Origin of the sequence: Myroides odoratus (assembly GCF_001549985.1) — a bacterium.
Taxonomy (GTDB): Bacteria; Bacteroidota; Bacteroidia; order Flavobacteriales; family Flavobacteriaceae; genus Flavobacterium; species Flavobacterium odoratum_A.
This window is the reverse complement of record NZ_LROZ01000001.1, coordinates 95,525-110,562: the sequence shown is the minus strand read 5'-3', so window position 1 is coordinate 110,562 and position 15,038 is coordinate 95,525. Positions and strand designations below refer to the sequence as shown.

Here is a 15,038-nt window from a genome sequence, read left to right as displayed (position 1 = left end):
GGATAGCCTTTTTTTGCTTTTGCTCTTTGTGAGGGTTGTTATTTGCTTTTTTGTGAGAGGCTTTTTTGTGAGGTTCGCTTTTTGTTTTTTGTGAGTTTTGTATTTTGTGCTTTTTTTTTCCTCTCACCGCCTCACCACTCTCACCATCTATCTCACTTATTTTATATTTGTTTTGGTGTTCGATGAATCTTCACTACGTTCCGATTTCACCGCCTCACCGCCTCACCGCCTCACCAATCTCACCATCTATCTCACTTATTTTATATTTGTTTTGGTGTTCGATGAATCTTCACTGCGTTTCGATTTCACCACCTCCACACCTTCACAAAAATCAAGTACCAAAATCCTTCGTCTTCTAATCGAATAAATAAGTTTATTTTTGCGTAGTAAATACAAGCGTAAATGAAAAAATTAGCTTTTTATTTTTTGGGATTCACCTTGCTGTTTTTGTTCAGTGAATGTAAAGACAAGTCGACAGCACAAGTAGAGCAATCCACTCAGCAACCTCTTATTACGTATGCCAAGGGATTCACATTGAAGGCTTATGATGGAATTTATGTGGTTCAAATTACTCAACCCTGGGCATCAGCAAAAGAGCGTTTTACCTATGTTTTAAAAAGAGAACAAGCCAAAGTGCCAGATTCTCTACAACAGTATACGCAAATTCAAATTCCCATTCAAACCATTGCTTGCACATCGACTACGCATATTCCTGCTATTTCAACATTAGATGAAGTTCAGGCGCTTATCGGTTTTGCAGGGTTGGATTATATTTCTACAGCATCCGTGCGACAGGAGATTGATCGAGGGCATATTCGTGAATTAGGACAAAATGAAGCCTTGAATGTAGAGGCGATTGTCGATATCGCACCCGATGTATTCATGGCTTTTGCTATGGATAACGGAAACAAAGTCTTACACACCATTGAACAAGCAGGTATTCCCGTTTTATATAATGGGGATTGGACAGAACAACATCCTCTAGGTAAAGCAGAATGGATTAAGCTTTTTGGTGTTTTATTTGATAAAGAAAAAGAAGCGAATCAATTTTTTGAGGATATTGTGATCGCTTATAAAGGAGCTTTGCAACTTGTAGAAAAGGCAAAAAATCAACCAACAGTGGTCAGTGGAGTCATGTATTCAGATGTTTGGTATTTACCAGAAGGAAATAGCTGGGCAGCGGTGTATTTTAAAGATGCAAAAGCAAATTATTTGTGGCAAGATACATCAGGAGTAGGGAGTTTAGCCTTGTCTTTTGAACAGGTGCTTGAAAAAGGACAGCAAGCGGAGTTTTGGATTAATCCAGGACATTATGAGTCCTTAAGTGATTTAGCAGCAGCCAATCCACATTACAAAGAATTTGATGCGTTCAAAAACGGAAAAGTATATTCTTTTGCTCCAACAAAAGGACAGACAGGAGGGACACTTTTTTACGAGTGGGGGCCCCTTCGACCGGATTGGGTTGTAAAAGACCTCATTCAAATACTACATCCAGAGTTATTACCTGATTATCAACCTTTTTTCTATAGACAATTACAGTAAATGAGAATACCAAAAGCAAGTTGGGGATTGGGAATTATATTGGTAGCCTGCCTATTGATCGTAAATCTTTCTTGGGGTAGTGTACATATTCCCTTTAAAGAAGTCATTCGCATTCTCACTGGGCAAGAAGGGACGAAAGCCTCATGGGAATATATTGTCTTGCATTATCGTTTACCCAAAGCCTTTGTAGCAATCTTAGTTGGTATTGCCCTAGCGTTAAGTGGGCTATTGATGCAAACACTGTTTCGCAATCCGATGGCAGAATCTTATGTCTTGGGTATTAGTGCAGGAGCAGGGTTAGGGGTAGCTTTAGTGTTGATGGGAGGTGCACTACTTCCAGCATTTATCGCACCTTATTTAATGTCTAGTTATACCTTACTTATTACCTCTATTATAGGAAGTTTCCTTTTATTACTACTCGTTTTAGCCGTATCCCATCGAGTAAAAAGTTCGGTTACAGTGCTAATTGTGGGGCTGATGTTTGGTAGTTTTGCTAATGCAATTATAGCTGTATTGACTTATTTCAGTGAGGCAGATCAGCTAAAAAAATATGTCGTGTGGATGTCAGGAAGCTTGGGGAATTTAACCCAAGAAATGATTTTACTTTTTTTGCTTGTGGTTAGTATAGGTGTTGGATTATCCCTATTTTTAATCCGAAGATTAGATGCCTTATTGTTAGGAGATGCATATGCTGTTTCTTTGGGAATTAATGTGAAGCAAACGAGAAATTTAATTATTATCACCACTAGTTTATTAGCAGGTGGAGCAACAGCCTTTGTCGGACCTATTGCCTTTATTGGATTAGCTGTGCCGCATATGGCGCGTTTGTTGTGGAAAACAAATACGCATCGCACTTTAATTGGCGCTTGTATGTTGTTGGGGAGTATGCTTCTTTTGCTTTGTGATATGCTCACACAAGTACACGCGCATGCGATTTTACCCATTAATGCTATTACAGCTATTTTTGGTGCTCCAATAGTCATTGCGCTACTATTAAAATACCGCGTTTTTTAGAAAATAGAAAAAAATAGTAAAACTAGGCTTGATGACTAGTTTTAAATTATCTTTGCAAGCTGTAAATAGACAATATGAAGTTCGAATTATTACATACTGATGTTCAGTCACGTGCGCGTGCTGGAAAAATTACGACGGATCACGGTGTTATTGAAACGCCTATTTTCATGCCTGTTGGAACGGTAGCAACAGTAAAAGGAGTGCACCAACGTGAGCTAAAAGAAGAAATTAATCCAGATATTATTCTCGGAAATACGTATCATTTATATCTACGACCAAAAGTAGAAATCTTAAAGCAAGCAGGTGGTTTGCACAAATTCATGAATTGGGACCGCAATATCTTAACAGATAGTGGTGGATTCCAAGTATATTCCCTTTCTGCGAATAGAAAAATCAAGGAAGAAGGAGTGAAATTCAAATCGCACATTGATGGATCGTATCACTTCTTCTCTCCAGAAAATGTAATGGAAATTCAACGTGCAATTGGAGCGGATATTATCATGGCTTTTGATGAGTGTACCCCTTATCCATGTGATTATCGCTATGCAAAACGCTCGATGCACATGACACACCGTTGGTTAGATCGTTGTGTGACACATTTTAATAAAACACCAGAACTATACGGATATTCACAAGCTTTATTTCCAATTGTTCAAGGAAGTACTTATAAAGATTTACGCCAACAATCAGCAGAGTATATTGCTAATGTTGGAGCAGAAGGTAATGCCATTGGTGGATTATCAGTAGGGGAACCAGCAGAAGAAATGTATGCCATGACTGATGTGGTTACTTCTATTTTACCAGAAGATAAACCAAGATATTTGATGGGAGTGGGTACTCCAATTAATATTTTAGAAAATATTGCACTGGGTATTGATATGTTTGACTGTGTAATGCCAACGCGTAATGCGCGAAATGGAATGTTGTTTACAGCTGAAGGAATTATCAATATCAAGAATAAAAAGTGGGAAAATGACTTTTCTCCAATTGACGCAATGGGACATACATGGGTTGATACAGAATACTCAAAAGCCTATTTACGTCATTTATTTGCGGCTAATGAATCGCTAGGAAAACAAATTGCATCAATTCACAATTTAGGTTTTTATATGTGGTTGGTTCGTGAAGCACGTCAACAAATCTTAGCAGGTACATTTGCCTCTTGGAAAAATAAAATGGTGAAACAATTGGGGGAAAGATTGTAAAAGTTAATGAACGTCAAATAGCAAAAGTAGTGTACAGATGAAAATTATAGACTGGTATATTTTAAAGCGATATTTAGCCACTTTTTTTGTGATGCTTTTGCTATTTGTGCCTATTGGTATTGTCATTGACGTTTCTGAAAAGATTAATAAAATCCTCGAGAACAAGGTGCCTATCCAAGCAACAATGATGTACTACTTGGATTTTACCGTCTACTTTGCCAATATGTTGTTCCCAATATTTCTGTTTATCTCCATTATTTGGTTTACCTCCAAATTGGCAAATAATACAGAAATTGTCGCAATTTTGAGTTCTGGAATATCATTTACTCGATTTTTACGTCCTTATTTGATTGGAGCTACATTAATCTCTTTTTTAGCGTTAGCGATGTCCATGTATATTGTACCTAAAGCAAGTGCCGGATATAATGATTTTCGTTATAAGTACCTAAAGAGAGACGAGGTTCGGGAAAGTCAGAACGTATTTAAACAAATCAATGCCAACGAATTTATCTTTGTAAGTAACTTTAATTACAGTACAAACACAGGGTATAATTTTACTATTGAGGAGTTTGATGGCAATAAATTAGTTTCAAAAATTGAGGCTAAACGCATTGAATGGAGTGAAGAAACGAAAATGTACACCTTATACGACTATATCAAAAGAGATGTAGGAGAGGCTGGTGATGTTTTAGAGTTTGCTGATTCTAAAGAATTGCATTTAGAATTTGATATTGATGATTTGAGTCCTGTCGTATATGCAGCAGAAACCATGACTTTGGGTCAACTAAAGAAATTTATTGAAAAAGAACGCATGCGCGGATCTTCTAATATCAATGTTCATTTGGTGGTGTTGTATAAAAAATACAGTGTGCCTGTATCGGCCTTTATTTTGACGATTATTGCTGTATCCGTATCTTCTATGAAACGAAGAGGGGGTATGGGGATTAACTTAGCTATCGGTATTGCGTTAGCTTTTATCTATGTTTTCTTTGATAAGATTTTTAGTGTGTTAGCAGAAGCTTCAAGTATGTCCCCTTTGGTGGCAGTGTGGATTCCTAACGTCACATTCTCAATTTTAGCTATATTTTTATTACGAAATGCTCGCAGATAATGTAAAGAGTAATTTGCTGTTGCACCTCATTGTTTTCGTTTGGGGGTTTACGGCTATTCTAGGTAATTTAATTACCCTAGATGCGCTACCTTTAGTTTGGTACAGAATTGTAATTGCTGTAATCACTTTACTTTTGTTATTCGCTTTTAAGCGACAAACGTTAAAGGACAGTAAAAAGAATATTACGCAGTTTTTAGCCGCAGGAATTGTCATTGCTTTGCATTGGCTGACTTTTTTCTGGGCCATCAAGGTTTCTAATGTATCTGTAACTTTGGCTTGTTTGTCAACAGGGGCCTTTTTTACTTCCATTCTAGAACCTATTTTCTATAAACGCAAGATTATTGCCTACGAAGTTTTCTTTGGTTTTATCGTCGTTTGTGCATTAGGCTTGATTTTTAGTGTGAGTACGGAATATGTAGAAGGAATTTTATTGGCGTTAAGTGCCGCTTGTTTATCTGCCGTATTTTCAATTATTAACGGTAAATTTGCGCAACATTCTTCCGCTTCTATTATTACTTTTTATGAAATGGTCGGCGGACTGCTGATTCTTTCTTTATATCTTTTGTTTAGTGGTGGATTTACGGTAGAATTCTTTACCGTTACTACAACAGATTGGCTGTGGTTGTTGGTTTTAGGTACATTTTGTACGGCTTTTGCCTTCATCGGATCGGTTTATGTTATGAAGTATATTACACCGTTTACCGTAATGCTAACCATCAATCTAGAACCTGTATATGGGATTCTATTAGCCATTTTAATTTTTAAAGACAGTGAAAAAATGAGCCCCGAATTTTACATCGGTGCCTTATTAATATTAAGCACAGTAGTACTAAATGCTATTGTTAAAAACAGGAAAAAGATAAAAGTTGCCAAAATATAGTATGTCTATATAGAGGAAAATTTTATCTTTGTGATTAGTAATTGAAACTAAAATTTATTCATAAATGGAATATTTAGATTTTGAGCTTCCTATTAAAGAACTTGAGGAGCAGTTAAAAAAATGTACGTTAATCGGGGAAGAATCTGATGTGGATGTATCAACGACTTGCTCACAAATCGAGAAGAAATTAGAAGAGACAAAGAAAACGATATATAAGAATTTGACTCCTTGGCAACGTGTACAATTGTCAAGACATCCAAACAGACCTTATACGGTTGATTATATTAAAGCACTTTGTGGTGATACATTTTTAGAACTATTTGGTGATAGAAATGTAAAAGATGACAAAGCGATGATCGGTGGTTTAGGAAAAATTGGAGATCAAAGTTTTATGTTCGTAGGACAGCAAAAAGGATTCAACACAAAGACAAGACAGTATAGAAACTTCGGGATGGCAAATCCAGAAGGATACAGAAAAGCTTTGCGTTTAATGCAAATGGCTGAGAAATTTAATATTCCAATCGTTACTTTGATTGATACGCCAGGTGCATACCCAGGATTAGAAGCAGAGGAAAGAGGACAAGGAGAAGCTATTGCACGTAATATTTATGAAATGTTCCGTATCAAAGTGCCTATCATTTGTATTATTATCGGTGAAGGAGCTTCAGGTGGAGCATTAGGTATTGGTGTGGGTGACCGTGTTACAATGTTAGAAAATACATGGTACTCTGTAATTTCTCCAGAATCATGTTCTTCTATCTTATGGAGAAGCTGGGAATTTAAAGAACAAGCAGCGGATGCATTAAAATTGACTTCTTATGATATGAAAAAGAATAAGTTAGTTGATGATATTATCGCTGAACCATTAGGAGGAGCTCATTCAGATAGAGAAGCTACTTTTCATTCAGTGAGAACGTATATTGAAAAAACATACAAAGAATTGGCTAAAACTCCATTAGACAAATTACTGAACCAACGCATGGAAAAGTATTTCGAAATGGGAGAATACAAAAGCTAAATGACAAAATAAAATAGTTGAAAATCCGAGTTTACACTCGGATTTTTTGTGCTTCAATATTTCTTGAATCAAATGAAAAAAGTTTATTTTTATTGATTGTAAAGAGAATACGCGAACAGCATATTAAAAAAAGAGTTATTTTCGCACTATGGAAAAAGCAAAAGATATACGTACCTATGCCAGTTCTTTTACTAAAGATGTTATTGCTTTAGAAAAAGGAAAGTTACCACCTCAAGTTACTGATTTTGAGGAGGCTGTGCTAGGTGCAATGATGATTGACAAAAAGGGGATTGACGAAGTAATTGACATACTTCAACCAGAAGCTTTTTATAAGGAAGGACACAAGTATATTTTTGAAGCAATTGATCAATTATTCGTTGGGAATCAACCCATTGACTTGTTAACTGTATCAGCTCAACTCCGAAAAAATGCCAAACTCGATATGGCTGGAGGAGATGCGTACCTGGTTAGTTTAACACAAAAGATCAGTTCATCCGCGCATATTGAATTCCATTCTCGTGTAATCCTTCAAAAATTTATTCAGCGTAGTTTGATTCGTATTTCGAATGAAATTATCGAAGATGCCTACGATGAAACAACCGATGTTTTCGATTTATTGGATAAGGCGGAGGCTAAACTGTATGAGGTTACACAGGGAAATATTAAAAAGAGTTCTGAAACAGCACAAAGCTTAGTGGCGCAAGCCAAAAAGCGTATTGAAGAGATTAGTACCAAAGAAGGATTGAGTGGTTTACCTACTGGTTTTCATAAATTGGATGAACTAACTTCAGGTTGGCAGCCGAGTGACTTGATTATTATTGCTGCACGTCCCGGGATGGGAAAAACAGCATTTGTACTATCAATGGCGCGTAATATTGCCATTGAAGCAGGGGCTGGTGTAGCGTTTTTCTCCTTAGAGATGTCATCTGTACAGTTAATCACGCGTTTGATTTCTTCAGAAACAGGATTGTCTTCTGAGAAGTTGCGTACAGGTAAACTAGAAAAGCACGAATGGGAACAACTGAACGTAAAAGTAAAAGACTTAGAACGTGCGCCGTTATTTATTGATGATACACCTTCCTTGTCTATTTTCGATTTACGTGCGAAGGCAAGACGTTTGGCCTCTCAATATGGCATTAAACTTATTGTAATTGACTACTTGCAGTTGATGACAGCAGGAGGAAGTCAAAAAGGAGGAGGAAACCGTGAACAAGAGATTTCTACGATTTCGCGTAACTTAAAAGCTTTAGCGAAAGAGTTGGATATACCGGTGATTGCTTTATCGCAGTTATCGCGTGCGGTAGAAACAAGGGGAACGTCAAAAAGACCTTTATTATCCGATTTAAGGGAGTCTGGAGCAATTGAGCAAGATGCGGATATCGTGTCGTTTATTTATCGCCCAGAGTACTATAAAATTGAAGAATGGGATGATGAGTTCCGCTCTCCTACAGCAGGACAAGCTGAATTTATTGTCGCAAAACACAGAAATGGTGGATTGGATAATATCCGTCTGAAATTCTTAGGAATGTACGGTAAGTTTGACAACTTGGATGAAGATGCACGCATGGAAGGCTTTGTAGGTGGGGATGGTGTATATTCTTCTGCAATTAATGAAGGAGGAGCCAGTATGACGCAACATTTACCACCAGCACGTGATGTATTTAATGATGATGATGTACCTTTTTAGGGTTATGAGGTGATGAGATGGTGAGGTGGTGAGATGGTGAAGTGTGAGTATTTCACAAAGAGCAAAGAGCAAAAAGCAAAGAGCAAAAAAACAGATACAAAAAGGGCGAAAGATTTATCTTTCGCCCTTTTTGTATGTAGTATTTTCTATTGAGTAAAATCCACAATCCTTCATGTCTAATTACCTTGTCCCAATTGGAGATTAGCAAATTCCCAATTCAAGTGAGGAAGTAAAGCTTTGATGTATTTCTCTTTGTCATTTTTATAGGTAGGCAAGTAAGCATGCTCCCATAAATCAATCACCAATAGTGGTTTTCCTAATCGCATGGAAATTGGATTTCCGTTGTTTTCAGTAGTGACTAACGTCAAATTATTGCGATAATCAACTAATAACCACAACCATCCAGAACCTTCAAACTCAACGGCAATTCTCGTTATTTCAGCTTTTAAATTAGCATAAGAACCAAAACTAGACGAAATTAAGGCAGATAAACCTGTATTAGGACTCGTTGTTGTATTCTTGTTGATGGACTGCCAAAAGAAATTATGGTTGTAATAAGCGCCTGCTAAATTCATTATTTCAGCCTGTGCTGGGGTAACTTTAGTTAGGATAGCAGGTAAACTGTCCGTAACATAAGGCGTTCCGTGAATAGCTGTATTTAAACGATTCGCATAATCCAAATGAATAGTCCCATAGTGAAGGGCTAAATCTTCAGGTTTAAACAAGTTTTCAATCTCTTCGTATTGAAAAGAAAGTGCGTGCATCTCAAAAGGTCCCTGTTTGGTTTTGACTTTCTCTTGACCAAGAACTGATTTTTTCTCTACAACAAAAGTCTCTCTTTTGGGAATCTCAACTTCAACGAGTTCGTTTTTCTTTCTACAAGAAGACGTCACCACGACAAGAAAGAGAAGCACGAGGTGCAATAACTTGATGTTTTTCATTCTTCGCTTAATATAGATTGAGCAAGTTTGATATATTCGGCTTTCGCTTGATCCGTGGATAGGTGACTCACTTGAGTCCAAGCATTGAATTTAAATGCTTTTTTCAAATCATGAGACATATGTTCGAAGTCTTGATGACTTAAACCATTCGTTGCTTGTTTATAGTAAGCGTAAATCCGCAGCATTACATCGGGAGCCAGATTTCTAGCTTCCTTAGAAATTCGGTTATAGGCTTCTAAAAAGTCTTTATCTAGTTGCTCGTTCATTATTGTTTTTTTGCAATTACCGTTTTGTTTCCAATAGCTTTTTGGTTTAAAACCACATCTACTTTTGTTCCAATCGGTAAATATAAATCAACTCTAGATCCAAATTTAATGAAACCAGCATCTGTTCCTTGAATGGCTTGCATTCCTGGTTTAGCATAGTTTATAATACGCTTGGCTAATGCACCAGCAATTTGACGGTACATTACTTCTCCAAAAACGTTATTTTCTATAACAACTGTTGTTCTTTCGTTTTCTTCACTTGCTTTAGGATGCCAAGCTACTAGGTATTTTCCTGCGTGATATTGACTGTATTTAATCAATCCACTCAAACCATAACGAGTAACGTGCACATTAAGTGGCGACATGAAGATTGACACCATCAAACGGTTATCCTTAAAATACTCAGGCTCATAAACTTCTTCTATTACAACTACTTTTCCATCAACAGGCGCTACAATAACATGATCGTTAGGTGTAATGCTTCTGTTGGGATTTCTAAAGAATTGCAATACTAAGATTAGCAGTGCTAGAATAATAGATGACAAGGTCATTCTTAACCAATCAATCGTTATAACATAATCTAATCCTACAATAAAGATTACAGCTACTACTAACGAGAAAAAAATAATTTTAGTTCCTTCTTTATGAAACATGACTTATAAAATTTGAAAAATGATATACAAAAATGGAGAGATAAATAAGATGCTGTCTAAGCGATCTAAGATACCTCCGTGTCCTGGCATGATGTTGCCACTATCTTTAACACCGGCTTCTCGTTTGAAATGCGATTCAACTAAGTCCCCAAGTGTTCCAAATAATCCTACAAAAATAGCACTTGCAATCCAAATATACACATTTAATAAGGTAAAAAAGTGATTTAGTATGAGGGATGCAATAATTGCGAATACAATTCCGCCTAGTAAACCTTCAATGGTTTTTTTAGGAGAGATGCGCTCGAATAGCTTGTGTTTTCCGAATTTCTTCCCCACAATATAGGCAAAGGTATCATTGGTCCAGACCAAAATTAAAATACCGATAACAATTTGAGGTTGATATCCTTCAGCTGTATAGGGAAGGTGCATAAAAGCCAAAAAAGTACCGAGGATATACCCTAGGAATAGAATAATCTTAATGGGTAAACTTCGATTGGGTTTACGCGTGGTGAATAATTCTGCTGTAATAGCCAGTAAAATTAAAAAGGTTAGAATCACCAAGGTTTGAACCGGAAGTGCAATACGATCTTGAAAAATAGCTGCTACAGCAACTAAACTCAAACCAACGCAAAAGTATTTGGATAGCTGAATCAATTTAGCAAACTCATAAGCAGCTACAATCATAAAAAATCCAAATAGTATTTTGAAAGTTAGCGCATCATATAAAGTTGCACTTAAAAGCAGAACAATATAGATTACTCCGGATATTGTTCTTTTAACGGTTTCAGACATAATTATAGATCTTCTAATAAAAGTAAATATAAGTTTTTAGGGGATCTGCCATAACTTAAGAAATCTTGATTGGCAGAAGGCTTAAAGCAATTGATGGCCGTAATATTAGTAGGCAATGCACTGCTGTACTTTCTTTTTATTTCACGAAGCCCATCGCTTTTAGTGCGTGTAATTTGGCTTGTTGCCGCAATGATGATAACATTGTCGGGAATCTCATGGGGTTTAAAATCTTTGAGTTGTCTGTCGCAAAATAGAATAGCACCATCATCAGCGATTAAACTTTCACAAGAAGAAACAAAGAAAACAGGTTGTTTGGAATTGGCAAAGCGAATGTTGTTGTCTTTCAATAACGAGTGAAATTGGCTCTCGTTGGTTAAAGCTTCTTTTTCAAACCAATCATTTTCTAGTAAAACATTGACGAACGTTTCTTGTAATTCTGTTTGAGTATCACAGTATAAAAACTTACCGCCGTTATTCTTAAAGTTAACAGTGAATAGGTCATCAACAGGCATAACAGTTTCTGGAAGATATTGGCTTCTTTGATCATCAGCCTCTTCGTTACTTTGTTTTGACATAAATCCGCTAATTAACTTCTTTAGAAAGCTCATACGCTAAGTGTCGTAATGTATAAATTTTAATATTTTCAAAGATAAAAAAAATCTTAACTTAAATGAGTCTTTAAGTTAAGATTTTTATATTGATTCTCAGCAATGCTTGATTAAGCGATTGTGTTTTCTGTATCCGTTTGAGGTTGAATTGTATTTTCCTCTGTATTTGACTTGTCAAAAGGACGTTTACCAAAGATATTTTCTAAATCTTGTTGGAAAATCACCTCTTTCTCACAAAGTAAATCAGCCAATTGGATCAATTTGTCTTTGTGCTCAGTTAAGATCGCTTGCGCACGCTCATATTGACCTTCGATTAATTTTGAAATTTCTTCATCAATAACCTTCGCTGTATCTTCTGAGTATGGTTTGCTGAAGTTGTATTCATTTTGACCCGATGAATCGTAGTACGTAATGTTTCCTAACTTCTCATTTAAACCATAAATGGTAACCATGGCTCTCGCTTGTTTGGCTACTTTTTCAAGGTCACTTAAAGCTCCTGTTGAAATTTTGTCAAACACAATCTTTTCAGCTGCACGACCACCCATAGTAGCACACATCTCATCCAACATTTGTTCTGTACGTACAATTTGGCGTTCTGCTGGTAAATACCAAGCAGCTCCTAAACTTTGTCCACGAGGAACAATGGTTACTTTTACAAGTGGGGCTGCGTGTTCACACATCCAGCTTACTGTAGCGTGACCTGCTTCGTGAATCGCAATTGCATATTTCTCTTCTACTGTAATGATTTTGTTTTTCTTCTCAAGACCACCAATGATTCGATCTACTGCATCCAAGAAGTCTTGCATATCTACTTCTTTTTTGTCCTTACGAGCTGCTGTTAAGGCTGCTTCGTTACAAACGTTTGCAATATCTGCACCAGAGAATCCTGGTGTTTGTTTTGCTAAGAAATCGATATCTAAGTTGTCCACTCTTTTGATGTTGCGCAAGTGAACATTGAAAATAGCTTCTCTTTCCTTAACGTCCGGAAGGTCAACATAAATTTGTCTGTCAAAACGTCCTGCACGTAAAAGTGCTTTATCTAAGATTTCTGCACGGTTTGTTGCAGCCAATACAATGACATTCGTATGAGAACCAAAACCATCCATTTCAGTTAGTAATTGGTTCAATGTATTTTCTCTTTCATCATTTGATCCAGAGAAGTTACTTTTTCCACGTGCTCGACCTACAGCATCAATCTCATCAATGAAAATGATAGCTGGAGATTTTTCTTTTGCTTGTTTGAATAAGTCACGTACACGTGATGCACCAACTCCCACAAACATCTCTACGAAATCAGAACCTGATAAGGAGAAGAAAGGTACTTTTGCCTCACCTGCAACTGCTTTTGCTAGCAAAGTTTTACCTGTCCCCGGAGGTCCTACTAAAAGAGCTCCTTTTGGTATTTTACCTCCAATAGAAGTATATTTTTCTGGGTTCTTTAAGAACTCTACAATTTCTACGATTTCTTCTTTCGCTCCTTCTAATCCTGCTACATCGCTAAAGGTTATTTTGATGTCATTCTTCTCATCAAAAAGTTTCGCTTTAGATTTTCCAATCGAGAAAATCTGTCCGCCTCCACCAGCACCACCGCCACCAGTCATTCTTCTCATCATGAATAACCAGAATCCAATGATAATGATAATTGGAAGGAAACTAATAAAATAATCTCCCCAATTGCTTTCAGCTTCCGATTTATACTCCACTAGTTTACCTTCTCCAGCAGCTTCATCTAATTTCTTTTGAAAAATTTCTGAGTTACCAATTTCAGTTACAAATTGTGGACCTGTACTTTCTTTGCCTAGGATTGATTTTCGTTGTAATTCTTCAAAATCTTTACTTTGTAAAGCTTCTTTCGTCAAATATACCTTAGCAACAGAACGATTAAATTCTACTTTTTCGACCTTACCCTCTTTCAGGTAATCGAAAAATTTAGAAAGACTCAGCTGTTTGGAATCTCCAACACCACTGCCGTTCGATAAAAAGTTTATAACCAATACGATAACCACAATGCTCGCGTATAAAATCCACGGACTAAATTTGGGTTTGTTTTGGTTTGGTTTTATGTTTCCCGCCATGAAGAATAAATTTTAAAGTTTAGTATTGGCTGTTGATATTCGTAATCTTTGCGTCTCCCCACAAGCTCTCTAAGTTGTAAAATTCGCGGATAGATTTTTGAAATACATGCACGACTACATTAATATAGTCCATTAAAATCCATTCTGCGTTAATCTCACCTTCAACATGCCAAGGTTTGTCGTGTAATTCTTTTGATACAAGTTTTTGAACGGAACCAGCAATTGCATTGACTTGCGTATTCGAGTTCCCATCGCATATAATGAAATAATCACAAGGTGTGTTATCTATTTCTCTTAAATCTAAAATCGTCGTATTTTCCCCTTTTACAGCTTCAATTCCTTTGATAATATTAGCAATCAATTCGTCGTTGTTGATAGTTTTGTTTGTCATTTATTGATTTTATCTAAATTTCTTCAAGTTAACAAAAATATGTTTCCTAATTTTGGGTTCAAATATAGTGAATCGCTTCTGATTAGACTACAATAATTTTATATGAATATCATCAAACTCGATGCCACTGCATCCACAAATGCCTATTTAAGAGAGATGTTAACAAATTGCGATTTGGAAAACTTCACTACAATTGTCACGGAAAATCAATTTGCTGGCAAAGGACAAAGAGGAACAAGTTGGGTTTCAGAAGCGGGTAGTAATCTGACTTTTAGTGTGTTGATGAAGAGTCAGCCCGACAATCTTCAGGGGGTTTTTGATCTGAATGTAATGATTGCATTAAGCGTTTCAAGTACCTTGGAAAAAATAACAAATCTGCCATTTTTTATCAAATGGCCGAATGACATTTTGTCTGCAAATAAGAAAATTAGTGGCATATTGATTGAAAATATTATCAAAGCTAAGGGTGAAATATTTTCAATTGTAGGAATTGGGATCAATGTAAACCAACAGTATTTTCCTGAGATGAGTAAGGCTAGTTCTTTAGCGTTACTATCAGGCCAGCAATTAGATAAGGAGGAGTTGTTACAAGCGTTACTTGCTGCATTAAAAGAAGGCTATGATGCTTTGCAACAAGGTCACGCAGCTGCTTTATGGGAAGGGTATAAAGCCAAGCTGTTTCGAAAAGATAGGATTTCCACTTTTGAAACCCCCAATGGAGTGCGTTTCAATGGAATCATTAGAGAGGTAACGCCTTATGGTAAATTAGTCGTTGAGACGGAAAATCAAGGAGAATTAGTCTTTGGATTAAAGGAAATTCAACTGTTGTATTAGCTCAGAATAAGAATAATCTGA

At 36.5% G+C, this 15,038-nt stretch carries 15 protein-coding genes; 8 read left to right on the top strand and 7 right to left on the bottom strand.

Going from position 1 to position 15,038, the window contains the following annotated elements; all coding sequences use genetic code 11:
* Positions 1–402: 402 nt before the first annotated feature.
* The 7 genes from AWV75_RS00545 (at position 403) to dnaB (ending at position 8,457) form a co-directional block, all read left to right on the top strand.
* On the top strand, positions 403–1,542 hold the full coding sequence (locus tag AWV75_RS00545) for an ABC transporter substrate-binding protein (protein ID WP_060872532.1): 1,140 nt from the start codon (positions 403–405) through the stop codon (positions 1,540–1,542).
* A complete protein-coding gene (locus AWV75_RS00540) occupies positions 1,543–2,556 on the top strand; it encodes a FecCD family ABC transporter permease (protein WP_060872531.1) in 1,014 nt (337 codons plus the stop codon).
* A gap of 74 nt (positions 2,557–2,630) precedes the next feature.
* Positions 2,631–3,761: a tRNA guanosine(34) transglycosylase Tgt gene (tgt, locus tag AWV75_RS00535; RefSeq protein ID WP_060872530.1), complete on the top strand. Its 1,131-nt coding sequence runs from the start codon at positions 2,631–2,633 to the stop codon at positions 3,759–3,761.
* Between the two features lie 37 nt (positions 3,762–3,798).
* Positions 3,799–4,872: an LptF/LptG family permease gene (locus tag AWV75_RS00530; RefSeq protein WP_060872529.1), complete on the top strand. Its 1,074-nt coding sequence runs from the start codon at positions 3,799–3,801 to the stop codon at positions 4,870–4,872.
* Complete coding sequence (locus AWV75_RS00525) at positions 4,859–5,752, top strand: DMT family transporter (RefSeq protein WP_060872528.1); 894 nt, start codon at positions 4,859–4,861, stop codon at positions 5,750–5,752. Before AWV75_RS00530 ends, AWV75_RS00525 begins: the two co-directional genes overlap by 14 nt.
* 64 nt (positions 5,753–5,816) lie before the next feature.
* The gene (locus tag AWV75_RS00520; protein ID WP_060872527.1) at positions 5,817–6,770 is read left to right on the top strand and encodes an acetyl-CoA carboxylase carboxyltransferase subunit alpha; all 954 of its coding nucleotides are present in this window, start codon (positions 5,817–5,819) and stop codon (positions 6,768–6,770) included.
* Between the two features lie 148 nt (positions 6,771–6,918).
* The gene (gene dnaB / locus AWV75_RS00515; RefSeq protein ID WP_060872526.1) at positions 6,919–8,457 is read left to right on the top strand and encodes a replicative DNA helicase; all 1,539 of its coding nucleotides are present in this window, start codon (positions 6,919–6,921) and stop codon (positions 8,455–8,457) included.
* A 176-nt stretch (positions 8,458–8,633) separates the two neighbouring features.
* Here the strand turns inward: dnaB and AWV75_RS00510 are convergent, their stop codons facing one another.
* The 7 genes from AWV75_RS00510 to rsfS form a co-directional block, all read right to left on the bottom strand.
* Entirely contained in the window at positions 8,634–9,398 is a 765-nt protein-coding gene (locus AWV75_RS00510; protein WP_060872525.1) for a superoxide dismutase, read from the bottom strand.
* Complete coding sequence (locus AWV75_RS00505; protein WP_060872524.1) at positions 9,395–9,664, bottom strand: acyl-CoA-binding protein; 270 nt, start codon at positions 9,662–9,664, stop codon at positions 9,395–9,397. The genes AWV75_RS00510 and AWV75_RS00505 overlap by 4 nt, the downstream gene beginning before the upstream one ends.
* On the bottom strand, positions 9,664–10,317 hold the full coding sequence (locus AWV75_RS00500; protein ID WP_060872523.1) for a phosphatidylserine decarboxylase family protein: 654 nt from the start codon (positions 10,315–10,317) through the stop codon (positions 9,664–9,666). Before AWV75_RS00500 ends, AWV75_RS00505 begins: the two co-directional genes overlap by 1 nt.
* A 3-nt stretch (positions 10,318–10,320) precedes the next feature.
* Positions 10,321–11,109, bottom strand: a complete 789-nt coding sequence (locus AWV75_RS00495) for a phosphatidate cytidylyltransferase (RefSeq protein WP_060872522.1) — start codon at positions 11,107–11,109, stop codon at positions 10,321–10,323.
* 2 nt (positions 11,110–11,111) lie between these two features.
* Entirely contained in the window at positions 11,112–11,684 is a 573-nt protein-coding gene (locus AWV75_RS00490) for an LUD domain-containing protein (RefSeq protein WP_060872980.1), read from the bottom strand.
* Between the two features lie 143 nt (positions 11,685–11,827).
* Positions 11,828–13,792, bottom strand: a complete 1,965-nt coding sequence (gene ftsH, locus AWV75_RS00485; RefSeq protein ID WP_060872521.1) for an ATP-dependent zinc metalloprotease FtsH — start codon at positions 13,790–13,792, stop codon at positions 11,828–11,830.
* 19 nt (positions 13,793–13,811) lie between these two features.
* Positions 13,812–14,183, bottom strand: coding sequence for a ribosome silencing factor (gene rsfS, locus AWV75_RS00480; RefSeq protein WP_060872520.1), 372 nt, complete (start codon positions 14,181–14,183; stop codon positions 13,812–13,814).
* A 102-nt stretch (positions 14,184–14,285) separates the two neighbouring features.
* Between rsfS and AWV75_RS00475 the strand changes: the two genes are divergently transcribed.
* On the top strand, positions 14,286–15,017 hold the full coding sequence (locus AWV75_RS00475) for a biotin--[acetyl-CoA-carboxylase] ligase (RefSeq protein WP_060872519.1): 732 nt from the start codon (positions 14,286–14,288) through the stop codon (positions 15,015–15,017).
* Positions 15,018–15,038: the final 21 nt, after the last annotated feature.